Annotated in this window: 24 protein-coding genes; 10 read left to right on the top strand and 14 right to left on the bottom strand. The window is 68.4% G+C overall.

What is annotated here, in order from left to right; all coding sequences use genetic code 11:
- Positions 1 to 8: 8 nt before the first annotated feature.
- Positions 9 to 1,385, top strand: a complete 1,377-nt coding sequence (dnaB, locus tag FQ377_RS03390) for a replicative DNA helicase (protein ID WP_148599798.1) — start codon at positions 9 to 11, stop codon at positions 1,383 to 1,385.
- On the opposite strand, the gene FQ377_RS03385 is transcribed toward dnaB, so the two are convergent.
- The 5 genes from FQ377_RS03385 to FQ377_RS03365 all read right to left on the bottom strand — a co-directional run bounded on the left by FQ377_RS03385 (position 1,382) and on the right by FQ377_RS03365 (position 4,882).
- The gene (locus FQ377_RS03385) at positions 1,382 to 1,804 is read right to left on the bottom strand and encodes a MarR family winged helix-turn-helix transcriptional regulator (RefSeq protein WP_187393239.1); all 423 of its coding nucleotides are present in this window, start codon (positions 1,802 to 1,804) and stop codon (positions 1,382 to 1,384) included. The genes dnaB and FQ377_RS03385 overlap by 4 nt on opposite strands.
- 85 nt (positions 1,805 to 1,889) lie before the next feature.
- Positions 1,890 to 2,783: a DUF2382 domain-containing protein gene (locus tag FQ377_RS03380; protein ID WP_148599796.1), complete on the bottom strand. Its 894-nt coding sequence runs from the start codon at positions 2,781 to 2,783 to the stop codon at positions 1,890 to 1,892.
- Between the two features lie 163 nt (positions 2,784 to 2,946).
- Complete coding sequence (locus FQ377_RS03375) at positions 2,947 to 3,579, bottom strand: DUF3618 domain-containing protein (RefSeq protein WP_148599795.1); 633 nt, start codon at positions 3,577 to 3,579, stop codon at positions 2,947 to 2,949.
- Positions 3,576 to 4,025 carry a phage holin family protein gene (locus FQ377_RS03370; protein ID WP_148599794.1) on the bottom strand — a complete coding sequence of 150 codons (450 nt, stop codon included), beginning with the start codon at positions 4,023 to 4,025 and terminating at the stop codon, positions 3,576 to 3,578. Before FQ377_RS03370 ends, FQ377_RS03375 begins: the two co-directional genes overlap by 4 nt.
- The gene (locus FQ377_RS03365; protein ID WP_148599793.1) at positions 4,025 to 4,882 is read right to left on the bottom strand and encodes a hypothetical protein; all 858 of its coding nucleotides are present in this window, start codon (positions 4,880 to 4,882) and stop codon (positions 4,025 to 4,027) included. The genes FQ377_RS03370 and FQ377_RS03365 overlap by 1 nt, the downstream gene beginning before the upstream one ends.
- A 270-nt stretch (positions 4,883 to 5,152) precedes the next feature.
- Between FQ377_RS03365 and FQ377_RS03360 the strand changes: the two genes are divergently transcribed.
- Positions 5,153 to 6,946 (top strand): hypothetical protein, encoded by a 1,794-nt coding sequence (locus FQ377_RS03360; protein ID WP_148599792.1) that lies wholly within the window; start codon positions 5,153 to 5,155, stop codon positions 6,944 to 6,946.
- 18 nt (positions 6,947 to 6,964) lie between these two features.
- Here the strand turns inward: FQ377_RS03360 and FQ377_RS03355 are convergent, their stop codons facing one another.
- Both FQ377_RS03355 and FQ377_RS03350 read right to left on the bottom strand, forming a co-directional pair.
- Positions 6,965 to 7,252: a MoaD/ThiS family protein gene (locus FQ377_RS03355; RefSeq protein ID WP_148599791.1), complete on the bottom strand. Its 288-nt coding sequence runs from the start codon at positions 7,250 to 7,252 to the stop codon at positions 6,965 to 6,967.
- A 13-nt stretch (positions 7,253 to 7,265) separates the two neighbouring features.
- A complete protein-coding gene (locus tag FQ377_RS03350) occupies positions 7,266 to 8,357 on the bottom strand; it encodes a WD40/YVTN/BNR-like repeat-containing protein (RefSeq protein ID WP_148599790.1) in 1,092 nt (363 codons plus the stop codon).
- Positions 8,358 to 8,479: 122 nt separating this feature from the next.
- Between FQ377_RS03350 and FQ377_RS03345 the strand changes: the two genes are divergently transcribed.
- Positions 8,480 to 9,376: a DUF4031 domain-containing protein gene (locus tag FQ377_RS03345; protein ID WP_148599789.1), complete on the top strand. Its 897-nt coding sequence runs from the start codon at positions 8,480 to 8,482 to the stop codon at positions 9,374 to 9,376.
- On the opposite strand, the gene FQ377_RS03340 is transcribed toward FQ377_RS03345, so the two are convergent.
- The 4 genes from FQ377_RS03340 to FQ377_RS03325 are packed head-to-tail and all read right to left on the bottom strand — an operon-like array spanning position 9,371 to position 14,057.
- Positions 9,371 to 10,672: an ABC transporter permease gene (locus FQ377_RS03340; RefSeq protein WP_148599788.1), complete on the bottom strand. Its 1,302-nt coding sequence runs from the start codon at positions 10,670 to 10,672 to the stop codon at positions 9,371 to 9,373. The two genes, FQ377_RS03345 and FQ377_RS03340, sit on opposite strands and share 6 nt — an antisense overlap.
- Positions 10,669 to 11,346: an ABC transporter ATP-binding protein gene (locus FQ377_RS03335; protein WP_148599787.1), complete on the bottom strand. Its 678-nt coding sequence runs from the start codon at positions 11,344 to 11,346 to the stop codon at positions 10,669 to 10,671. Before FQ377_RS03335 ends, FQ377_RS03340 begins: the two co-directional genes overlap by 4 nt.
- On the bottom strand, positions 11,343 to 13,055 hold the full coding sequence (locus FQ377_RS03330) for an HlyD family secretion protein (RefSeq protein ID WP_262364241.1): 1,713 nt from the start codon (positions 13,053 to 13,055) through the stop codon (positions 11,343 to 11,345). The genes FQ377_RS03335 and FQ377_RS03330 overlap by 4 nt, the downstream gene beginning before the upstream one ends.
- A complete protein-coding gene (locus FQ377_RS03325) occupies positions 13,056 to 14,057 on the bottom strand; it encodes a hypothetical protein (RefSeq protein ID WP_148599786.1) in 1,002 nt (333 codons plus the stop codon).
- A 185-nt stretch (positions 14,058 to 14,242) separates the two neighbouring features.
- On the opposite strand from FQ377_RS03325, the gene FQ377_RS03320 reads away from it, so the two are divergent.
- Positions 14,243 to 15,043: a metallophosphoesterase family protein gene (locus tag FQ377_RS03320; protein ID WP_148599785.1), complete on the top strand. Its 801-nt coding sequence runs from the start codon at positions 14,243 to 14,245 to the stop codon at positions 15,041 to 15,043.
- Between the two features lie 157 nt (positions 15,044 to 15,200).
- Complete coding sequence (locus FQ377_RS03315; protein ID WP_262364240.1) at positions 15,201 to 15,938, top strand: GAF and ANTAR domain-containing protein; 738 nt, start codon at positions 15,201 to 15,203, stop codon at positions 15,936 to 15,938.
- A gap of 102 nt (positions 15,939 to 16,040) precedes the next feature.
- On the opposite strand, the gene FQ377_RS03310 is transcribed toward FQ377_RS03315, so the two are convergent.
- Entirely contained in the window at positions 16,041 to 16,391 is a 351-nt protein-coding gene (locus FQ377_RS03310; RefSeq protein WP_148599784.1) for a hypothetical protein, read from the bottom strand.
- 77 nt (positions 16,392 to 16,468) lie between these two features.
- Here FQ377_RS03310 and FQ377_RS03305 point away from each other — a divergent pair, with 77 nt between their 5' ends.
- The 4 genes from FQ377_RS03305 (at position 16,469) to FQ377_RS03290 (ending at position 20,685) form a co-directional block, all read left to right on the top strand.
- Positions 16,469 to 17,833, top strand: a complete 1,365-nt coding sequence (locus FQ377_RS03305; protein WP_148599783.1) for an MATE family efflux transporter — start codon at positions 16,469 to 16,471, stop codon at positions 17,831 to 17,833.
- 96 nt (positions 17,834 to 17,929) lie between these two features.
- Positions 17,930 to 18,535 (top strand): DUF308 domain-containing protein, encoded by a 606-nt coding sequence (locus FQ377_RS03300; protein WP_148599782.1) that lies wholly within the window; start codon positions 17,930 to 17,932, stop codon positions 18,533 to 18,535.
- A gap of 44 nt (positions 18,536 to 18,579) precedes the next feature.
- A complete protein-coding gene (locus tag FQ377_RS03295) occupies positions 18,580 to 18,963 on the top strand; it encodes a hypothetical protein (RefSeq protein ID WP_316245905.1) in 384 nt (127 codons plus the stop codon).
- Between the two features lie 135 nt (positions 18,964 to 19,098).
- Positions 19,099 to 20,685, top strand: coding sequence for an AAA family ATPase (locus tag FQ377_RS03290; protein WP_148599780.1), 1,587 nt, complete (start codon positions 19,099 to 19,101; stop codon positions 20,683 to 20,685).
- A gap of 267 nt (positions 20,686 to 20,952) precedes the next feature.
- On the opposite strand, the gene FQ377_RS03285 is transcribed toward FQ377_RS03290, so the two are convergent.
- Entirely contained in the window at positions 20,953 to 21,498 is a 546-nt protein-coding gene (locus FQ377_RS03285) for a CGNR zinc finger domain-containing protein (protein ID WP_148599779.1), read from the bottom strand.
- A gap of 105 nt (positions 21,499 to 21,603) precedes the next feature.
- Here FQ377_RS03285 and FQ377_RS03280 point away from each other — a divergent pair, with 105 nt between their 5' ends.
- Complete coding sequence (locus FQ377_RS03280; protein ID WP_148599778.1) at positions 21,604 to 22,581, top strand: EamA family transporter; 978 nt, start codon at positions 21,604 to 21,606, stop codon at positions 22,579 to 22,581.
- 6 nt (positions 22,582 to 22,587) lie between these two features.
- Here the strand turns inward: FQ377_RS03280 and FQ377_RS03275 are convergent, their stop codons facing one another.
- The gene (locus FQ377_RS03275; RefSeq protein WP_262364239.1) at positions 22,588 to 23,220 is read right to left on the bottom strand and encodes a CalY family protein; all 633 of its coding nucleotides are present in this window, start codon (positions 23,218 to 23,220) and stop codon (positions 22,588 to 22,590) included.
- Between the last annotated feature and the right edge of the window lie 12 nt (positions 23,221 to 23,232).

Raw genomic sequence — 23,232 nt, 5'->3', positions numbered from 1 at the left:
GCCGTTCAGTGTCCCTGGCACATGCAGATTCATCGACGGACACCCGGCATCCGGAGTTCTCCCGGACGCCGCCACAGGATCTCGTCGCGGAGCAATCCGTCCTCGGGGGCATGATGCTGTCGAAGGACGCCATCGCGGACTGCGTGGAGGTGCTCAGGGGGCTCGACTTCTATCGTCCGGCACACGAGAGCATCTACGAGGCGATCATCGACCTCTACGGGCGCGGGGAGCCCGCCGACGCCGTGACCGTCTCCGACGAACTCACCAAGCGCGGGGAGATCTCGCGGATCGGTGGGCCCGCCTACCTCCACACCCTCATCCAGTCCGTGCCGACGGCCGCCAATGCGGGCTTCTACGCCGAGATCGTCCGAGAGCGGGCCGTGCTGCGCCGCCTCGTGGACGCGGGCACGAAGATCGTCCAACTGGGCTACTCGAACGACGGCGAGGTGGACGACCTGGTCAATGCCGCCCAGGCCGAGGTCTATGCCGTCGCCGAACGCCGCACGGCCGAGGACTACGTGGCCCTCAAGGACATCATCGAGGGCACGGTCGACGAGATCGAGTCCGCGGGACATCGTGGGGAGGGAATGACAGGCGTTCCCACTGGATTCTACGAACTCGACGAGTTGACGCAGGGACTGCACGGGGGCCAGATGATCGTCGTCGCTGCCCGCCCCGCAATGGGCAAATCGACCTTCGCCCTGGACTGGGCGAGGTCCGCAGCCATCAAGCACAACATGGCCACCGTCTTCTTCTCGCTCGAGATGGGCCGCAACGAGATCGCGATGCGGCTCCTGTCGGCCGAAGCCACCATCGGCCTGCAGGACCTACGCAAGGGCACCATCAAGGACGAGCAGTGGGGCAAGATCGCCACCACCATGGGCCGCATGAACGACGCCCCGCTCTTCATCGACGACAGCCCCAACATGTCCCTCATGGAGATCAGGGCCAAGTGCCGGCGCCTGAAGCAGCGACACGACCTGAAGCTCGTGGTGCTGGACTATCTCCAGCTCATGTCCTCCGGCAAGCGTGTCGAATCCCGTCAACAGGAGGTATCGGAGTTCTCCCGGGCGCTGAAGCTGCTCGCCAAGGAACTGAATGTGCCCGTGGTTGCCCTGTCGCAGCTCAACCGTGGGTCGGAGCAGCGTACCGACAAGCGCCCGCAGGTGTCCGATCTGCGTGAGTCGGGATCGATCGAGCAGGACGCCGACATGGTGATCCTGCTGCACCGCGACGATGTGTACGACAAGGAATCAGCCCGCGCGGGTGAGGCGGACGTGATCGTGGCCAAACACCGCAACGGTCCCACGAAGACGATCGTCGTCGGCTTCCAGGGCCACTATTCCCGCTTCAACAACATGGCCGCCGACAACAGCGGGTACTAGTCCTTCTTCGGTCCGAGTTCGTTGATCACGGTCGCAAGACCGTCGCGAAGCTCCTGCGAGGCCAGACCGTCGTCGGCCATGAGCTCGTGTTCGATGTTCTTGGCCTGTTCGATCGCACTGACACCTGCTGCGGTGATGGTGATGCGCTGGCTGCGCCGATCTGCGCTGTTCCGCAGCCGGGTGACGAGGCCCCGCTTCTCGAGGCGGTCGAGAGTCCGTCCGACCGTCTGGGCCTGGACGTGGACCAGCTGTGCCAGGCGTACGCCCGTCACCGTGCCCTCCCGCTCGAGGACACCCAGCGTGGTGAGCCCCGCGTGGGTGATGCCGATGCTCAGGAGCTTCTCGTTCCATGAGTGTTCGACGATACGGGCCGCTGTGGTGAGCAGGCGGCTGGTCGACCATTCGTTCAACTCCGGCACGATTGCGTGTCCTTACCCTTGATGACCCTGGAAATGCAGGAGGGCTCGGAGCAACGCCCCGAGCCCTCCCCTGCTGAACGGTTACTCAGCGGTTGTTGTCGGTGCGCCTCTCATCGGCGCCCTCGACCTCGATCTTTTCCTTGCGTACTTCGTCGCTGACCGTCTCATTCTCGGTGACGGTCTCCTTGTCGAGGCGGACCCGCTCTACGGGAACCGTCTCCTTGTCGGCGACGACGCGCTCGGCGTGGAGGGTCACTTCGTGCTCCTCCTCGCTGATGGACGGCCCGTCGTGGGCGTTCCCGCGATTGGCGTCCGTGATGGGCTCGCTGACCACGCGGACCTCCTCATGGCTCACCGGCACGGTCTTGCTGACGTTCTCCGTGACGACATACTTGCGCATACGTGCGCGGCCTGCTTCGGTACGCTCGGTGCCGACATGAAGCTGCTCTTCCGAACGCGTCATGGCGTCGTCGGTGGTGGGTCCCGAGGTGTCGTGTCCCACGGTCTCGCGTGCGGAGTCGAAGCCGGCAGCATCGCGGTCGTCGGTGCGACCGGTCATGCCGGCGTCCGCCGTACCTGCGTGGCGCCCTGCGTTCGCGTCGAGGTCGCGATCGTTGTCGACCATGCCGGTCGTCGTGTCGGTGCGATCGCCCGTCACCCCGCCACCGATCTCGTAGTGGCGGTAGAGGCGATCCTCTTCCTCCGGGCTGAGGTTGCCGTCGGACTCCACGCGGGGAGCATCCTTGACCTGGGCCTTGGTGTAGGGCACACGCACGTCGTTGCCCTCCACGGTGGCGTCCTGCAGCGGAACGAAGGACTCGGACGTGCCGAAGAGGCCCGTCTTCGCCGTGACCCAGCTGGGGTCACCGGTCTGGTCGTCGAGGTAGATCTGACCGACCGATCCGATCTTGTCTCCGTCGGACCCGAGGACGTCGCCGCCATTGCTGAGCAGGGTGTCGATATGTTCCTGGTTGATCATGTCGTTCTCCTTCTGTTGAACCTGTGAGGGTGTGGAACTGCCGGCTTCAGGCTGCGTCGGGATCCTGCTCCGGCGAACCACCGACCTCTAGAGTAAGCACACTTAGCAGTGAATTGAAAGCACGCTTAGTATTTGCTGCCCCTCCACCGGAGGTCGCAGCCCGCTACTTCTGCTGCTGCACTCGTGACTGGGCGTCCTGTGCACTGCCCTTCACGTCTCCTGCGGCCTGCTGTCCCTCTTCCTTGACGGTCTGCGCCGAGTCCGTCGCGGATTCCTTCACCGACTGGGCGGCCTTCTGGGCGGGATCCCTGACCTCCTCGCCGATCTGCTTGGCGGCGTCGGTGACCTTCTCCTTCAGGGGAGCAGCCTGCTCCTTGAGCTGCGATGCGACCTCCTGCTCCTTCTGGCTGGCAGGGATGAGGGAGGCGACGAGGAGGCCGGCACCGAAGGCGATCAGACCGGCGGCAAGCGGATTGCCGGCAGCCTTCTCCTTCGCGGAGGCCGTGGTGGAACGGGAGGTCCCGGCCCCGCCACTCATCGCGTTCCTGGCCTGCCCGGTGTGATCCCGAGCCGAGTCCTTGACGTCCTCCGCCTTGCCGAGCACGGATTCCTTGACGTTCTCTGCCTTGCCCATGACCGTCTCCTTCACGTTGCTGAAACCGTGCTTCACCTTCTCGGTCTGGCGGTGCGCGATGTTCGAGGGGTTCACCCGGTCGGCCATCTCGTCGACGTCGGAACCGAGTGCCTGTCGGGTGCGCTCGATCTCGGCACGGATCTCATCGGGGGACTGGCTCATCGTGTCTCACCTGGTTTCAGTGTCGGCGGAATTTCCTTGATGGTCTCCGCTGTCTGCGGCAGACCCTTGACCTTCTTCATGTCCTTCTTGCCCGTCAGCGCCAGTACTGCGGCGATGATCGCCCAGACCGCGGCGACGATCAGAGCGGCCCAGCCGAGTGCCATGAGCTCTCCGAGGCCCCACATGGCTGCGAGAGAGAGGAACAGGAGGACGAAGTGGCCGCCGACGGCGGCACCGGCGAACATACCTGCGCCTTTTCCTGCATTCTTCGCCGACTCGGTCGCTTCGGCTTTCGCCAGAGCCACCTCCTGGCGCATCAGCGTGGACAGATCCTTCGTGACCTCGCCGAGGATCTCTCCGAGAGAGCGGTCGGGTCCTCCGGTCGTCGTATCCGGCCCCGGACGGGCAGAAGCCTGGTGGGCGCCTCCGACGGATGTCTCAGTCATCAGCGCAGGCCTCCGTCGTTCGGACGGATACCGACGGGCGGCGTTCCCGGTGGGATGGTCGGGTACTCGTCGGCAGGGTCCACGAACGCAGGACTCGAATCGCGCTCGGTGCGCTCCTGCCTCCGGTCGTCCATACCTGCGGTGGCGGGTGTGCCGCTGTAGGCATCGGCATCCACCTCGGTGTAGCCCGCGTACCCGTCGGTCGTCGAGGTGTCCGACGACGTACGGGGGGTGGTGGTCCGTGCCGGGCCCTGCGCAGAGGAGGATGTCGTGTCCGAGTCCCGGTTGCCCGTGACGCCCCGGGTGAGACGCCCCACGAGGACACCTGCGCCTCCGGCGAGGAGGAGGAACATACCCGGCTTGCGGCGTGCGTAGGACTTCACGTCCTCGAGGAGCTCAGAGGCGTCGCGGCCCTCGAGCCAGCTCGCCACGGAGTCCGCACGCTCGGAGGCCTGGTGCACAAGATTGGACACCGTGTGGTTGTCCGACCCGTCGGCCATCGACTTCAGTTCCTCCGAGGCCGAGCGCAGTCCCTTCGAGATGTTCTGCTGCTGGGCGCCGGCCTGGCTCTTGACCTCCGACGTCACGGTACCGAGAAGATCCTTGGCCTGCGCACCGGCTTCGGCTGCCACACCCTTCGCCTCCGACGCGGCGGTACCGGCGACGTTCTTGGCGGCGTGCTTGCCGTCCTCGCCCACCTTCTTCGCCTGATCCTTCGCAGCACCCGTCCGCGAAGCGTCGGAACCGGAGGTGGAGTCCCCGGCGCCCAGGTGTGTGGTGCCGAGATCCGACGTGGAGGACTCGTTCCCGGTGGTGGAGGGGACCAGGGGGTCCTGCGGCCAATTCTGCGTAGTCATGTTCATTCCTAACCTTGACATTGCCCATCGAACGGACGCTCAATCGTGGTTTCCGGTGTAGGGGCGTGGCCCGTGACCGGAACGTATCCTTAAACCTAAGCATGCTTAGGTTCTCCGATGCAACCACGAGTACGGGTGTGTCTTCCCAAGTGCGGGGCGGTTGATGTCCGTCCGGTCGGCGCCGGAGCCGCGGGCCGCCCGGACTCAGGCGCCGAACCCGGCGGGTATCCGCGTACCCTCGATGTCAGATCCCCTTCACGAAAGCAGGCGATGACCATCTCCTCCCGCAGCAGGCGAACCCTCGCCGGACTCACCCTCGTCGGACTCGTGGCGGTCTCCGGATGCTCGGATTCCGAGCCGCCCTCGCCGGACGCCGTCGAGACCGAGGAGCAGCAGGACGCCGATGTGGTCCTCTCCGCCGATGATGCGTCCCAGCGCCTCGTGCTCCGTGGCTCCACCGGTGAGCTCTCACTCGCGACGAGCCGCGCACTCTTCGACCGCAGCCCGGTGGCGGTCGTCCTGACGGAGGACGCGGACGCCTCGCTGCCTGCTACGGATCTCGGACCTGCCGCGAGTGCCGCCGTGGGCCTCCGGGTGCCACTGCTGGTCGTCGGGCCGGGAGAGTCGGGGATCGCCGACGTCACCGCGGAGCTGGACCGACTCGGCGTGGACAGCATCGTCGGTTACGGCGACCCCACTGCCGACTGGACCGCGCTGGGGCAGGCACGTGACCTGCTCGCGGGGCCCACGGCGGCCGAGGGCTTCTCGTCCGTGATCGGCGTGACGGCGGAGCCAACGCCGGTGGAGCCCGCGGATCTCGTCCGTACTGTCACCGGGCTGGAGAGCGAGGACCTGCAGCTGCTGGAGCTCACACCTCCACCGTCCCCGGAGAGCGCTCCGTCCGGTGCCGCACCGGCCGCTCCGGCGCCGTCCGGCCCCGCACCGACCGGGCCGACCTCGGGGGCGTCGTCCGCCGGCCCCGATCTCGCGGAGCAGGCGACCGCCGAGGACCTGCCCGACTTCGAGGCGCCGGAGGAGGACGCCGCCGCCCTCGTCCTGGCCACTGCAGCCTCGGATCCCGCGTCCCTGGCAACGGCGCGAGCGGCGGGAGCGGATGTGCGCATCCTCGCCGAGGGCGATCCCCGTGCAACCTCGGCCTCGGTCGACGCCGTCGGCGAGCACGCCGACACGGCGGTCTACGCGGTGGGTGACGAGTTCGGCAGCGAGACGGAGTTCGCGGCCCGGGTGAGCGTGGCGGCTACCGGCATCGAACTACCCGGCGGCGGCCAGACCGTTTTCCCGGGTAGGCGCATGGTGGCGCTCTACGGACACCCTGACGGCCCGTACCTCGGCGCACTGGGAGAGCAGGACAGCAAAGCCGCCATGGTCAGGGTCAAGGAGCTGGCCGCGCAGTACCAGCCGTTCAGCGACGAACCCGTGATCCCGGCCATCGATCTGATCACCACAGTGGCCAGCGCGGATGCAGGGGACGACGGCGACTATTCCAGCGAGACGGCGATCGAGGACCTGATCCCCTGGGTCGACGCCGCCGAGGAGGCGGGGGTCTACGTGGTGCTCGACTTCCAGTCGGGCCGCACGGACTTCCTCTCCCAGGTGAAGCTCTACGAGGAACTGCTCGAGCGTCCCACGGTGGGGCTGGCGCTCGACCCCGAGTGGAGGCTTGCCCCGGGCCAGCTCCCGCTTCAGCAGATCGGATCCGTCGATGCGGAGGAGATCAACACCACGTCGGCCTGGCTGGCGGACCTGACGCGCGAGAACGATCTCCCGCAGAAGGTCATGATGGTCCACCAGTTCCGGCTGGACATGATCGACGGGCGCGAAAAGCTCGATACCTCGCACAGCGAGCTGGCCTTCACACTCCATGCCGACGGGCACGGGACGCCGGGGGAGAAGCTGAACACGTGGTCGGTCCTGCAGGCCAACATGCCGGAGGGGATCTGGCCCTCGTGGAAGAACTTCTACGACGAGGACAAACCGACCCTCAGCCCCGAGCAGACCTATACGACCGTGACTCCGAAGCCCTGGCTCGTGACCTACCAGTAGCTCTCGTCCTGCCGACGCTCAACCTCCGGCCACAGACTGGATGATCATGACTGTTGCACCCGGGAGCACCTCCGTGTCCAGGCCGCCCAGACGACGGACGTCCTCACCGTCCACGAAGATGTTCACATAGCGCCGCAGCGCACCCGTCTCCGCACGGATCCGCTGCTCGAGGAGCGGGCGTCCCTCGCAGAGTGTGTCCAGGACGGACGAGAGGTCGCCCCGGGCCGGCAGGTCGACGCCGATCTCGCTCCGCCCGTCCAGGTAGGGGCGGAGGAGGGTGGGGATCAGGACGGTGACCGCGGGCATTCCGGGCGACCGGTCAGGCGGGAACGACGGCGGCCCGGACCGACAGGACGTCCGGCAGATGGCTCGCCACCTCACGGAAGGAGCGGCCCTCGTCCATGCTGGCGTAGACCGCCCCGCCCCGGGTCCCGAAATAGACACCTGGGGTCGGTGCGGTGTCCACGCAGGCGGCGTCGCGAAGCACGGCGTTGTAGTCGGCGGCCGGAAGTCCGGCGTCGGTCGCCTGCCAGGTGGTCCCGCTGTCCTCCGTCCGGTGCACCATGAGTCGGCCGTCGGGCGGGATCCGCTCGCCGTCGGCCTTGAGGGGGATGACCCAGGCGGTCCCGCTCCTGTGCGGGTGGGAGAGCATCACGAAGCCGAAATCGGCCGGCAGGCCGGCGGCGATGGATTGCCAGGAGTCCCCGCGGTCCATGGACCGGTACACTCCGTGGTGGTTCTGCGCGAAGAGGTGGTCGGGGTCCACGTCGCGTGCCACCCTGTGCACGCACTGACCGAATTCGGGGTCCGGATCCGGCATGAAATAGGCGCTGATCCCGCTGTTGCGCGGTTGCCACGACGCCCCGCCGTCATCGGAGCGATAGACGCCTCCTGTACTCATCGCCACGTGTATGGTCTCGTCCGCCGGGCTCGGCAACACCGTATGGGCGGCGGCCCCACCGAAGCCCGCACCCCATTCGGTGCGGTGCGGGTGGTCCCAGAGCCCCCGGTTGAGTTCGAAGGTCTGGCCGTGGTCAACGGACTTCCAGACGGAGATCGGTTGGCAACCGGCCCAGACGACGCCGGGCCGGTCCTCCGAGTCGGGCTGGATCTGCCAGATCCGTTCGAGCGCCTCGCCGTCGTCGGCGCCGAACCGGATACTGCCCTCCTGCGGCTCCGTCCAGGTCTCACCGAGATCGTCGGAGTGCGCGATGCAGGGACCGAAGTGCCACGACATCCGGCCCACGAACAACCTCGTGCGGGATCCGCGGGTGTCGATGCCGATGCTCGCGATCTCCTCCATGAGGAACTTCGGTTCGCTCAGGGTCCAGCTCTCGCGGTCGGAGCTCGCGGCGAGCCACAGGCCCTTCTTGGTACCTATGGCGAGAAGGGTGGTTCCTGCGGCTGTCATGTCGGCTCCCTCGGAATCGGAGCGGCCACCGGACCGCACGGGTGATGTGGATCACTTCGGAGGATGCCACCCTCCGACGACTTTGTACAGGGTCCGAGCCGCGGAACCCTACACTGCTCAGCATGGCTGTCCTCATCGATCCGCCGTCCTGGCCTGCGCACGGAACGGTGTTCTCGCATCTCGTCTCCACGTCCTCCCTCCAGGAGCTCCACGGGTTCGCAGCAGCCGCAGGCATCCCGCTCCGTGCGTTCGACGAGGACCACTACGACGTACCTGCACGCCGGTACAGCGATCTCGTCGATCGTGGTGCCCAACCGGTCAGCGGGGCCGGTCTGGTCCGGGCGCTCATCGCGAGCGGGCTCCGGGTCCCGGCCCGACGACGGCCGGCGAAGCTCCGCGCTGCCCTCTCCTCGCGCTGGAGCGCTCTCCTGCCGACCGACCCCAGCCTCGGGCAGGAACTCATGGACCGGTGGGCGGAGGCTCAGCGGAAATACCACACTCCGTCACACCTGCTGGCGGTCCTCGAGGCTCTCGATCAGCTCCTGGATACCTCCGACACTGCACACCGCCAGAGTATTCTCCTCGCGGCATGGTTCCACGACGCCGTCTATCAGGGAGTGGCCGGGGCGGACGAGCAGGCATCGGCAGCCCTTGCCCGCGGTCGGCTTCGGCCGCATCTCCCGGAGGCCGCAGTGGAGGAGATCGAGCGCCTGATCCTCCTCACACGTGCACACGACCCGGTGCCGGGCGATCGCGCAGGCGAGCTCCTCTGCGACGCGGATCTCGCCGTCCTCGGGGGGTCGGACCAGGAGTACGAGCGGTATCGCACGGCGGTGAGGCTGGAGTACGCCCATATTCCCGATGAGGCATTCAGGCAGGGCCGATCAAGGGTGCTGGAGCAGCTCCTCGCGCTCGACCCCCTCTTCCGAACGCGGCGTGCCCGGGACCGCTGGACGGGAGCGGCTCGCCTGAACCTGATGGCTGAGCTCCGGTCCCTCGGCGCGGCTCCGGCTTCATGAACCCCGGAGGGCGGTGACCGGTTCCACACCGGCTGCCCTGCGTGCGGGAAGTCCTCCCGCGAGCAGACCGACGACCGCTCCCAGCAGCACGCCGGATCCCGCGACCCACGGGGTGATGACCGGCGTCCATCCCTGCGAGACGGCTATGACGAGCACCGCGAAAACGCCTGCCGTCGCCCCGAGGAGGCCACCGAGGATGCCGATGACCACGGATTCGGCGATGAACTGGGAGGCGATCTGGCGGCGGGTTGCTCCGATGGCCCGGCGCAACCCGATCTCGCCAGTGCGTTCCATGACCGAGAGCATGGTGACGTTGGCGATCCCGACTCCGCCAGCGAGCAGCACGATGACGGACAGGACCACGAAGATCAGGTTGACATCCGCCTGGACATCGGCGGCGAGGTCCGAGCGCCCCTGTGGCGCCGCGACGTCGATGGTCTCCGGGGCATCGGGTGCGAGCGCGAGCGCACTCTGGTCCGCCAGCGGAGGGCCTGCGCCGACAGCGATCCGGGCCTGGACCTCGCCGGGCGCGCCGAGGCCGAAGTCGTCCCGGGCGGCGCCCGTGGGGATGATGACGCCGTCGAGGAGCTCGGCCCGCTGCTGCACCCCGTCGAAGACTCCGAGGACCGCATAGGGCAGTCCGTCGATGAAGATGGAGGGCTGCGAATCGACGCGGGTGATGCCGAGACGCTCCGCGAGCCGGCTGCCCAGGACGGCTACACGGTCGCGGCGCAGATCGTGGCCGTCGTCGAACAGTCGCCCATGGACGATCCGGCCTTCGAGGGTGTCCACGAGACCGGCGGAGGAAGCGAAAAGCCGTGGAGGAGCGCTGGCCGGTGCCGAGGGATCGTTCACCGGAACAGCGGTGAGGGTGCCGCTGCCGAGATCGACGTCGCTGATCATTGCGGCCTGTTCGACGCCGGCGAGTCGCTCGATCCGTTCTACGGCGTCCCATGGGAGCCGTGTCGTCGCCACGCTGTCACCACCGGCGGTCTGCGCCGTTGCCGGCGAGGCGATCAGCTGGGTCGCTGCGAAGGCGTCGAACTGTCGGGCGAGTTGGCCGGCGGTGGTCTGGGCGAAGCCGATCGTGGCGACGAGGGCGCCGATGCCGAGAATGGTGCCCGCGAGTGTCATGAGGAGCCGGGCCGGTCTGGTGCCCAGGTCCGACGTCGCCTCGATGAGCAGATCGACGAAGCTGTAGCGGTCGGCTGCCGGAACAGGATCGAGGAGGTCGGTGACGGGTACCACCTCGGCGTCGTCGACCGGCTCCACGGGGGTGCGCGCAGAGCGTGTCATCCGTCGGTGCTCGCCCGTCCGTCATCGATGCGCACGCACTGGGGAGCGCGCCGTGCGACGGCTTGGTCGTGGGTGATGATGATCAGGGCGAGGCCATCCGTGACGAGTTCCTCGAACAGGGCCATGACGCCGGCCGTCGTGGCCCCGTCGAGATTTCCGGTGGGTTCGTCGGCCAGCAGCAGTTTCGGTCGGGTGACGACGGCGCGCGCCACGGCGACGCGCTGTCGCTCCCCGCCGGAGAGCAGCCCGGGAAGGAAGTCGATCCGATGCCCCAGACCTACCCGGTGGAGCGCCTCCCTGGCCCGATCCTCGCGTTCCGTCCGGGGGGTACCGCTGTAGAGCATGGGCATCATGACATTCTCGAGCACCGACCGGCGCGGCATGAGGTGGAAGGCCTGGAAGACGAAGCCGATGCGCTGTGCCCGCACGGCTGCGCGGGTGTCCTCGTCGAGGCCGCCGGTGAGGTGGCCGTCGAACCGGTACTCTCCCACGCTCGGTCGGTCGAGCAGGCCCAGGATGTTCAGCATGGTCGACTTGCCGGAACCGCTGGGCCCCACGATCGAGACATATTCCCCGGGGTTCACTGACAGATTGATCCCCTTGAGGGCCTGCACCTCCGGCGGTCCGGGGAAGGACCGCGTGACATCGCGCAGCTCGACCAGGGCCTGACTCACCGGCCCACCACCACGAGGTCTCCCTCGGAGAGCTTCCCCTCGACCGGCGTGACCTCTACGGCACCCGAGGTGGCGAGCCCGCTCCGGACCGTGACGAGCCGTGTGGGGCTCTCGTCCCCGTCCCTGGGATCACCCTCGGAGACCTCGACCCGCGTCTGTCCGCCGGGTCCTGCCGTCAGCGCGGCATAGGGCACGGACAGGACATCGCCGTCCGTGGCGCCGACCGCGATCGCGACCCGGACGTTGGAGCCCTGCAGTTCCAGGATCTGCTCGGGGGTCAGTGGATCCGGGACGAGCTCGACGTCCCAGCGCTGGGAGTCGCCGTCGCCCGGGGCCACCGAGGTGATCTTCGCCTTGTGCGGCGAGCCGTCGGGCAGCTCGAACGTAGCCGCGGCATCGACCTTCAGGAGGCGTGCGTCGGCCTCGGCGGCTGATCCCGTCATTCCGAGTGAGGCCCCCGACACCGTCATGGCCGGTCCTTCCAGAATGGATCCCCGCGTCGCGGTGACGGCATCCACGCGGCGCGGGAGCTCGGTCAGGAACAGGACCTCGCCGGGAGGCAGGGAGGGAAGCGCCGCCTCCTGCGCACGGGCCAGGTCCTCCTGGGTCCCGGTGAGCTGCTGGAGCGCTGCCTCGACGGCGGCACGCTGGGGTGCATCGGTCCGATCCGCCCCGACCTCCTGCCGCCTGAGCGCGGCGAGATCCAGCGCATCGACGAGGTCTGCAATGCGGATTGGATCCGGCGGGCTCTCCTGCTGCGCCGCATCCAGTTCCCGGCGCGCACTCGCGATCGCGTTGTCGGCCTCGCGGAGCTCCACGGGCGTTGCGCCGACAGGCGTCGCTGCCAGATCGCCCTGGGCCGTCAGGAGCGTCTGCTCCGCTGAGCGGACCGACTCCTCCGCGGCGAGCACCATGTCCACGCTGCCCTCCTCGCCCTCAGGTGCCGAGTAGCCGGCCTGGCTGTACAGGGTACCGACGGCCCGTGCCGCATCCGCGCCGAAGACATTGTCGGCGGGGTCTCCGGCATCGAGACCCATCGTCCGCATCGCGGTCTTGAACTGCACCACATCCGGACCCGACACGCCCACCTGGAGCGTCCGATACGCGGGTAGCTGTCCCGGCAGGACGATCACGGGGCGCCCGGCGACCTCCAGGGCGATGGACAGGGCCTCGAGCTCGGTCCCCTCCTCGGGCACCTGACCGGTGACCACCGACGGCCCGGCGCTGCCCGAGGCATCGATCCGCACCTCGACCGGGTCGGAGTAGGCGATCTCGCCGCGGATCGTCACGTCGTTGCTGAGCGGCCCGTACTCCACGGGCACGGTGACCAGCCCTAGCGCCGGCGGTTCGGCGCTCGCGGCCGCATCGGCGGGGGAAATGATGAACCGGCCGAGCAGCAAGCCGGCCACGAGGCTCAGGGCTGCCGCGAGGGCGACGATCCACAGAGTGCGATTGCGCTGCAGGACGGCCGTTCCTCCCGCCAGGAACGGTGCGCGCCTGCGGGGCTGCTCCTCGCCGGTCGTCCCGTCAACCGCATCGGCTTCGTCGGCGAGCATCACGTTCGGGGCGGAGCCGCCGGGGCTCCAGGTCGGCTGTTCCGGATCCGTGGACTCCTGCAGAGCCGCGAGCTTCTCCAGCCCGATGTCCTCCGTGCGTTCGTCGGAATCGTCCGAGCGACTGTCCGGCTGATCACGTCGGAAGCGCCGCACTCAGCGCCCCTGCTCGAGATCTGCCTTGAACGCTTCGAGCTGTGCCTTGTGGTCATCGACGAACTGCTGCTCCTGCTCGTTGTTCACCTGCAGGGCGGCGGCCCGGTAATCCGTCTTCTCACGGCAGTCCAGATCTGCGAGCGCGAGCTCGATCTCCTTCTCTCCCGCCTCGGCCATCTTCGCTTCGTCCGGTCCGTCGCCGGTGCCCTCCCCGTACAGCTCGTTCATCTCCTCGTTGATGCTGTTCTGCGCGTCTGCCTGGGTAGCGAAGCCGGGGCGGCCGGCATCGGCCATGCAGGAGGCCCAGGCGGCATCGAGTTCGGCGAGTTCCGGGGCGTCCATCGTGCTTTCCCACAGCGTGTTCATGTCGTCCATCAGCGCCTTGTGCTCATCGGACATCATGGGGTCCTCACCGCTGCGCTCGTGCTCTGCCCAGCCGTAACACCCCGCGGCCTCCCAGTCGTACTCCATCGACTCGCCCTCGACGGGCATGTCCTCCTCGTCGGGAACGGGACCGTGCAACGCCTCGTAGAAGGCTTCCTGCTCGGATCCGGACAGGCTCTCGACATAGTCGGCATTATTGTCGACGTATTCGTCCTGGTTCCCCGATTCCATTTCTTCGCGGCCCGGGTAGTTGATCATTCCGTACCCGTACTGGGCCACCCATTCGCGGGACTCGGGATCCCATTCCGTGTCGTCGGACATCATGAACGAGGCATCCTGGAGATTCGGTGTGTATTCGAAGCCCTCGTCCTTCATGCACTGCGCAACCAGGTCCTCCCGTTCGCGCTCGTCCTCCGCATATTGTTTCTGTTGCTCCTCCGGACTGGCGTCACCACCGTAGGCGGCGGCGAAATACTCCCCGAGCGGTGATTCCTCGGCTGTGTCCGCGGTGTCCTGCTCCGTCGACGAGCCGCAGCCGGCGAGGAGGAGCGATGCGCACATCACCGCTGTGATCAGCGCCGAAGGGCGGTGGGAAATACGGGGGTGGGAAAGACGCATGTTTCCTCTTCCTCGAGGTCGGATTAGAGAATGCTAGCTCGTGGGAACCCGATTCCGCGTCATACTTCCGCGGTATATTCTCGGTCGCTTCATAACGATCGGGTTTCCGCGTTGTGATCCCTCGAGGGCGGTGCGGGATTCCACGCCGGCGACCCTGCGTGCTGGTGCCGCTGTACTGTGTGCGCATGGAACGCTGCGCGGTGATCTCGGATCTCCACGGGAATGTCACGGCATTCGAGGCCGTGCTGGCCGATCTTCGTCGACGCGGGATCACCACCGTCTACAATCTCGGCGACGTCGCGGGAAAGGGGCCCCGCGGATCGGAGTGCGTGCGGCTCAGCCGCCTCCACTGCGCCGTCACCGTCCGCGGCAACTGGGACGACTTCCTCCCCACGGACACCCCCGAGTGGAGGGACGAGGCCGGATGGTGGTGGCACGACGAGCTGACCCCGGAGGACCGCCGGTGGCTGGGGACCCTCCCGCTCTGTCATGATCTCCGCCTGGGCGGCAGGCGCGTGCGCCTGTTCCACGCCTCGGCCAGGAGCGTGTACCACCGCGTGCACGCCCGGCACACCGACGAGGACTTCGAGGGCATGTTCGCGCCGACCGGGCTGACCGGCGCCGGACCGGCGCCGGACGTGGTGTGCTACGGAGACATCCACGATGCCTTCGTCTCGACGGTGCGCAGCCGCACCCTCGTGAACGTGGGCAGTGTGGGGAATCCCCTCGACGAACCGCAGGCGAGCTACGTGATCCTCGAGGGCGACCCGCGGGATGATCGTGGGGCTGCCTTCGGGATCCAGTTCGTGCGGGTGCCCTACGACATCGAGGCGGAGATCGCCGTCGCCGCCTCGGTCGGGATGCCGGCACTCGAGGCCTACGCGATCGAGTTGCGTACCGCGGTCTACCGCGGGCGTCACGAGGACCTCGGGCTGCTCGGCGCCTCCGCGTCCGGCACGACCGACCCCGCGAAGGAGTCCCCCTGAGGAAGGAGCTCCCTGCCCTGGTCGCCCGCTCCCGGGGACGACGTCAGCGCACCCCGGGATTGGGTAATGTTCATCTCGTCGTTTAGCAGCAAGCGGCAATCCTTTCCCGACGCCGGCGCGTGCCGGCCGCACGGGAAGTGATGCAAAGGTTCACGGATTGTCTGATCAAGAAAACACAGTGGGTCCGGTCGACGCGGGTGCGATCCAGGACATGGTGCTCGACAGCGAGGACGTCGAGCAGTTCCTGACGAAGCTGGTCATCGCGGCCGGTCACCGAATGTCCACCGGCTCCGACGAGGTCCTCTGCGGAGTGACGCTCCTGCGGGACCGCGTCAAGACGACGGTGGCCAGTAACGGCGCTCTGGCCCAGAAGATGGACGAGGTCCAGTACGCGTTCGACGACGGGCCGTGCCTTCGCGCCGCGCGTGAGGGCTCTGCGCAGTACGTCCCCGACTTCACTGTCGAGGAGCGGTTCCCCGAGTACAGCCGGGCGATCGCCGGTCACGGCATCATCTCCGCCCTCGGCGTCCCCATCCCGCTCGAGGGCGAGGCGATGGCGGCGCTCAACTTCTATTCGCCCTTCGCCGAGGCATTCTGCGAGAGCGACATCGCAGCGGCACAGCGATTCGCCGAGGAGGTCTCGGTGTCCCTCCGGCTCGCGGTGCGTATCGCGAGATTGACCGAGTCCAGTGCGGACATGCGGGCGGCGATGGAGAGCCGAACCACGATCGACCTCGCTGTCGGTGTGATCATGGGGCAGAACCGCTGTTCGCAGGACGAGGCGATGTCCATCCTCAAGGCTGCCTCGAGCGCGAGGAATCTGAAGGTGCGTGACGTCGCGGCATCGGTCCTGCAGTCGCTCGGCCAGGGCCCCGGGAGGACGCACTTCGACTAGCGGTGCCGGGCGGCCCGTGCTCGCCCAGGGGACGGCGTCGCAAGGGTACGGCATCCAGGCCAGGTGTCGTCGACCCAGGGTGCGCTGCCCTGGCCCGGGGTCTCAGGGGCGCTGGTCGCCCTGCTCGGGACGCCGCAGCGGATGCTCGCGCCATGTCTCCTGCCCCGGCGGCGGACCGTATCCCGGTCGGAGCAGGGGTTCGTCCGGGTCGTCCTCGCGATGCGGGCGCCGCGGATCCCGGTTGCGACGCGTGAGCCAGTACCCCCAGCCGAGGCACGCGGCGGCGGCGAGGATGAGGGCGAGTCCGATGAGCAGGTACGGCAGGGCCGTGGGGGGCACGGGGGTGCCGGTCGATTCGGCGCGTGCGTAGTCGGAGACGGCCCCGGGCAGGAAGAGCGTGCTGACGAAGAAGAGGATCAGACCGGCCAGGTACTGCTTGAGCCCGAGTTTCATGGTTCCCCTGGTTCCCCGTGCGGAATGGATGGTCTGTTCCAGTTTAGGCCTCGTCACCGACACCCTAGGCTGGTCGGGTGCACGAGAGACTGCCCGACAACCGCCTGCTCAGCCGCAGTATCCTGCGGCTCGCCGTCCCTGCCCTCGGCGCACTCATCGCCGAGCCACTGTTCCTGCTCGCGGACTCGGCCATCGTCGGGCACCTGGGCGTCGCCGAACTCGCGGGCGTGGGACTGGCCTCCACGGTGCTCCAGACCGCCGTCGGGCTCATGGTCTTCCTCGCCTACTCCACCACGCCCGCCGTCGCGCGCCTGCTCGGTGCCGGGCGTCGGCCGGAAGCGCTCGCTGCAGGGCGGGACGGCGTGGGCCTCGCCGTCGTGCTCGGTCTCCTGCTCTCCGGCGCCGGGTGGCTCACAGCTCCCGCCCTCGTGTCACTCCTGGGAGCCGAGGGTGCCGTAGGTGCCTTCGCGGTGGACTATCTGCGCTGGTCCATGCCCGGCCTGACCGCCATGCTGGTGGTCCTCGCCGCCACCGGCATGCTCCGTGGACTGCAGGACACCCGGACCCCGCTCGTGGTGGCGGGTGCCGGGTTCGGCGTCAACATCGCCCTCAACTATGTGCTGGTATACGAGGCGGGGATGTCCGTGGCGGGGTCCGCCCTGGGGACCAGCATCGCGCAGTGGGGCATGGCCGGGGTGTATCTCCTCATGATCGTGCGTTCCTCGCGGCGGGACGGCGTCTCGCTCAGGCCGTCCGTACACGGGATCCGGAGCACCGCCCACGTGGGCTCCTGGCTCATGCTGCGGACTCTGTCACTGCGCGTCGCGGTGGTGGCCACGGTCTTCGTGGCCACCGGGCAGGGGGCCCTCGGCCTTGCGTCGCACCAGCTGGTGATGACGGTCTTCACCTTCCTCGCCTTCGCGCTCGATGCCCTCGCCATCGCGGCCCAGGCGCTGATCGGCAAGGAGCTGGGCTCCGGGAACCGGGTCCTGGCGGGCGCGCTCACGCGACGCATGATCACCTGGGGTGTTGGGTTCGGGGTCATCACCGGCGCCCTGCTCGCCGTGGCCGCCCCGTTCCTCGGGTGGATCTTCACCACCGATCAGTCCGTACAGGCGGCATTCGCCGCCGGGCTCTGGGTCCTCGCGGCAGCGCAGCCGGTGTGCGGCTTCGTCTTCGTGCTCGACGGCGTGCTGATCGGCGCGGGTGACGCGCGGTACCTGGCGCTCGCCGGCGTCGTGAACCTGGTCCTCTACGTGCCGCTGCTGGTCCTCGTGGACCGTGCGGGCCTGTCGGGGAGCGAGGGCATCGTGTGGCTGTGGGTGGCGTTCGGCGTCGGGTACATGCTGGCCCGATCCATCACGCTGGGCTGGCACATCAGGGACGATCGCTGGATGGTCACCGGCGCCACGCGGGGGACAGTGGTGCACGGCGCGTCGTGAGGCGGCCACCGCCCGGGTAGGAGGCCGGAGCAGAGCCGCCCCTAAACTGGTCATGCCGAGAAGGCGAGATCACCGCACCACGTGAGAAAGACACCGATGGTTACTGCAGCACGCGCGCCGGGCGCCGATCCGGCCGGGTTCCTGGTCTGGAGACCCTTCATGGCACGAGCCGTGGTGAGCGCGATCTTCGGCCTGGTCACGATCTTCTGGCGTGAGCCCACCACCTCGGTGCTGGCCATCGCGGGGGGGTCGTATCTCCTGCTGTGGGGCGCCGGTTATCTGTGGACGCATCGGACACTGGGCCGGAACACGCGCATCACGCCGCTCGTCATCGTCGGCGGCGGGCTGCTCCTCGGGGCGGGGCTCGCGTGCCTCGTCGTCGTGGATGCCCGCACGTTCGCCTTCGCGGGGTCCGCGGCCCTGGCGGTGGCCGGCGTCGTCGAGCTGGTCCGGGGTCTCGCCGAGCGGAGCCGGCCCGCGGCACGGGATCTGGTCCTCGTAGGGGTCATCGGCCTCGTCACCGGCGCCATTCTGCCATTCGTGGAGCAGCTGGGTCCGCAGGCGCTGCTGGGCGTCAGTGGCGGGGGGGCGCTCCTGACCGCCGTCGTGCTCGGGATCGCCGCCCTCAGCTATCGGCACGATTCAGCCTTGAGCGCATCATCACTCCAGGGAACCCAGGACGGACCGGACCCCGTAAACTAGAAGCTCTACGACTCGTAGAAAATTCATCACCGGAAGGAGTGCCCGTGGCCAAGCGTCAGCCGGGGAAGCCCACACAGGGACGGTTCCGCTACGGCATCAAGGCTCCGCTGGTGTTCTCGGCGGCGCTAGCCGTGGTCGCGGGAGTGGCGACAGCGATCTTCGCCACCGGCGGCGGCACCCAGGTACTGCGCGTGGACCTCGGCCTCACCGCGGCCGGGATCGCGTTCATCGTCTCACTCGTCATCTGCGCCATGCTGATGATGGCGGAGACCCCCAACGCCGAGCACCTCAGCCAGGGCTCCGGCGTCAACCGGTCCTCCGCCCGGCCGGATGCACAGGCCAAGCCGCAGGGAACATCGCAGGCTGCCGACCCGGAGTCCGGTGACGCGCCCCGGTACGGAGAGCGGCTGCCGAACCAGGACGGCTGAGACAGCCTCCGCCACCTTTCGGCGGTCGGGTGGGTCGGGGGACAGCCGGCGGTGATGTCCCCGGCTGCGGTACCGACACCCTCGGGGACGACGCCGGAACCGCCTGGAGCCCAGACGTCCTGCTACCCTCCCCTCATGGACGATGACGTCGCTGGTTTCATGAGGGATTTCGGTACGCTGGTGCGCCTGGCCCAGGACGCGCTCCCGACGTCGGCGCAGGGTACGGAGCTCCTCGACACGCTCAGCGCCCACCTCGGGACGCCGGCGGGCGGTGTCGCCGTCGTCGTCGAGGAGGTCGCCGCCCACCGCTTCGTCGATGCCGACATCGTGCTGACGGCCGTTGCGGGGCCCGACGCCCGGCTGGTCGGGATCGGCGGGGGCGATCAACGGCACCATTCGTCGCTGAGCGACATGCTCCAGCAGTCTGCCCTCTACCCGAACTTCCCGCTGGCGCAGCCGGACTACGTGAACCTGCCGGTCGGTCCTGCCGAGCAGCGACAGACCGTTGCCCTCGGACTCCGGCTCTTCGATTTCGACGGTGTTCCCGTGGCACTCCTGCAGCGCAGCGCCGAACCTCGCTACGGCCGCATGTCGGCCTCGCTCGAGGTCCTGTGTGCGGACCCGGCGGTGACGAAAGCCTTCCTTGCCGAGTTCCGGCAGCGCATGCGCAGCGAGAGCGTCCTCAAGGGACAGGTGCTCTCGTTCACCACTGACAACTTCGGTTCCGGTGACGCGGGTATCACCTTCCACGAGCGACCCACCCTCTCGGCCGACGACGTCATCCTCCCCGACGGTCTGCTGGGCCGGGTCAGGGAGCATGCGCTCGGCATCAGCGCCCATCGCGAGGCACTCCTGAAGGCCGGCCAGCACCTCAAACGCGGCATCCTCCTCTACGGTCCGCCGGGAACGGGCAAGACCCATACTGTCCGCTTCCTGCTCAGCGCCAGTGAGGGCACGACGGCGATCCTCCTCTCCGGCAGCACGCTCGCCCATGTGGGGGAGGCGGCCAGGACGGCGCGTGCGCTGCAACCCTGCATCGTGGTCCTCGAGGACTGCGACCTGATTGCCGAGGACCGCAGCTTCGGACTTGGCCCACAGCCCCTCCTGTTCGAGGTGCTCGATGCCATGGACGGCCTCGACGCCGACGCCGACGTCACCTTCGTCCTCACCACCAACCGCGTGGACATGCTCGAGCGTGCGCTCGCCCAGCGGCCAGGACGCGTGGATCTGGCGGTCGAGGTGCCGCTGCCGGCCGAGCACGAGCGGGCCGCGCTGCTGCGCCTCTACGCCGGTGGGCTGCCCTTCGGTGCCGAGGCGATCGGGACCGCCGCAGGCCGCACCGACGGCACGACGGCGTCCTTCGCGCGCGAGCTGGTCCGGCGCGCTGTACTCGCAGCCGCGCTCGAGGGTGTTCCGACGGCCGATGCTCACCTGATCGCAGCCGTGGGCGAGCTCATGGCGGACAGCGCCTCACTGACCAGGAGCCTGCTCGGCAGCAATGGTCCGATACCCGAGGAGGCCGGGGGGCCCTTCGGGCCGGGCCCGGGAGTCGGTTACGGCGGTGGGCACGGGTCCGCCTACAGCTCCTCCCTCTCCGTGTCGTTCGACGGCCCGGCACAGCCGGGCTTCGCCGACCACGGATACTCTGAGGACGGCTTCACGGGCGACGGCGTCGAGGGCGTCGCAGCCCCGTCGGCGGAGGAGGACGACGTCGGACGCTGAGCTGCATCGTCCTGTTGATCGGTCGGGAGGCCGGTCGGGTGAGTCGAGCGCCGCAACGATCCGGGCGCGTGCGTTCCACTTCGGGGGCTTCGACGGCGTGGGCTTCTGACGACGGTGTGTCGGGCCGAGCCACACGCCCAGGGATGCCGAAGTTCCCGGACCGCGCACAGGTAAGCCCGCCGTGGCTCGGGCGGTCAGGCGGTGCAAGCCCTAGGGTGCCGAAGTTCCCGGACCGCGCACAGGCAAGCCCGCCGTGGCTCTGATTGATCAGGCGGTACCCGCCCTCCGCGCCCGGTACGCCTTCACATGGGTGCGATTCGCACAGTTCCCCGTGTCGCAGAAGCGTTTGGACCGGTTCCGGCTGAGGTCGAGCACCACGCCGTCGCAATCCGGTGCGGCGCAGGCACCGAGGCGGTCGAGTTCATGGCCCCGGACCACGTCCGCGAGGGCCATCGCCGCCTCCGTGGCCATGCGGTCGGCCAGCGGGGCCTCCGGGGTGGTGGCGTGGAGATGCCAGTCCCACTCGTCATGGCGCACCAGCTGCGGGAGTGCACTGGTCCGCCGCAGGATCGCATTCACCCGCTCTACGACGTCGTCCTCCGCCGCGAACCACAGCACCTCCAGTTCTCTCCGGAGGGCGCGTACGGCCTGCAGCTCGGACTCCGCCCGGGTCCGCGAACCGGTGAACCGCTGCTCCTCGAGGAACGCATCGAGCCCGTCCATGGTGCCGAGCACGTCCACGTCGTCCCGTGCAGTATTGACCAGCGCGGCTGCCGTGGCGAGGGCAACCTGGGTGTCATAGGTGAAAGACATCTTGACTCCTGACATTGCCAACCCTTAGTGTCACGACCATAACGAGCTTCACTGCTGACATCAAAGCCGTGCGGCCGATCTCGACACCACCCGAAGGGAACCGACGTGACGCAGCATCCTGCCGCCGGCCTCTGGATAGCACTCGTCTCGGCGGCGACCTTCGGCGTCTCCGGGCCGTTCGCCAAAGCACTGCTCGAGATCGGCTGGAGCCCGGGCGCCGCCGTCGGCGTGCGTATCGGGGGCGCCGCCGTCGTCCTCCTCGTCCCGGTCCTCCTTGCACTGCGGGGCCGCTGGTCGATCCTGCGCCGGCACTCGCTGACCATCACGATCTACGGCATGACGGCCATAGCCCTGTGCCAGCTGTTCTACTTCAACGCAGTGGCGCGCATGTCCGTCGGCGTCTCCCTGCTGCTGGAGTATCTCGCCCCCGTGCTGATCGTCGGCTTCCTCTGGGTGCGCTCACGGAAACCGCCGACGGTCCCCACCATCCTCGGTTCCGCGACGGCGATCTTCGGACTGCTCCTCGTCCTGGATCTGACCGGCGACGCCCGGCTGGATCCCGTGGGGGTCCTGTTCGGTCTCGCCGCGGCGGTCTGCCTCATGGTCTTCTTCCTGATGTCCGCGCAGATCGACGACTCCCTTCCTCCACTTGTCATGGCCGGCGGGGGAATGGTCGTGGCTGCGCTGACCATCGGGCTCCTCGGGCTAACGAACCTCATGCCCATCCGTGTTGTCCTCGCCGATGTGACCCTGGCGGGAGTCACCTACAGCTGGCTCGTCCCGGTGGCGGTCCTGGTGCTCGTCGCCACGGTGGCTGCCTATGTGACGGGCATCCTGGCGGCGAAGCGGCTGGGTTCGAAGGTGGCGAGCTTCGTGGCGCTGACCGAGGTCATGTTCGCGGTCCTCGCCGCATGGCTCGTCCTCGGCGAGCTGCCGGGCCTGATCCAACTGCTCGGTGGAGTGCTGATCGTGGTCGGTGTGGTGTGGGTTCGGATGGACGAGCTCCGCACGAGCGCCGCCGACGCCGTTGCCGGGGAGGCTTTCGACCAGCCCAACCCGGTGGAGCCGATCCCGCGGCCCTGATCCGCGTCAGCGGCTGGTGGCGGCGCGCTGCGTGGCGGTGAACGCGAAGTTCACGGTGCTCGTGAGGCCCTGGAAGCTGTTGTCGGCGGCGACCGGGAGGGTAGCCGTGAAGCGGAGGTTGTCGGTCTTGCCCGGGGCCATCGAGACCAGGCCCGAGAAGGCCGCGTTGGAGCCGATGATCGCGCGGCTGGGCATGACGCTGGTGACGGTACCGGCGCAGGTGTAGGTGTACGCGGGGGCGATGCCTCCCTCGGTCCAGGGGACGCTGCAGGAGTCGACGGTGAGCTGGAGGCCGTTCACGGCATCGGTGGTGAGCTTCGACGGGGAGCCGACCGGGGTGGTGCTCAGGGTCACGCTGCCGAAAGCCTGGTTGCCCGTATTCGAGATGGTCGCCACGCGCTGCAGCGTGTCGCCCGGGATCAGGGAACTTCCGGAGAGATTGAAGCGGTTCGCGGCTGTTCCCGGCGTGCCGAGCTGGATGGCGACCCTGCCGGCGCTCACGGTCTCGCTGGCGGAGGTGGTGGAGGTGAACGAACCGTAGGTGCCCAGGCCCGCGACGGACGCGGCGACGCCGAGCAGCGCGACCGAGGCGAGGACCTTGCCGGTGGTGGATCGCAGGATGGGGGAGGGGCGGGCCACGGTGCACTCCAG

Origin of the sequence: Arthrobacter echini, assembly GCF_008107445.1 — a bacterium.
In the GTDB taxonomy this organism is placed as follows: domain Bacteria; phylum Actinomycetota; class Actinomycetes; order Actinomycetales; family Micrococcaceae; genus Arthrobacter_D; species Arthrobacter_D echini_A.
Note: the sequence above shows the minus strand (reverse complement) of the source record. Positions and strands in the feature narration are given on the sequence as shown.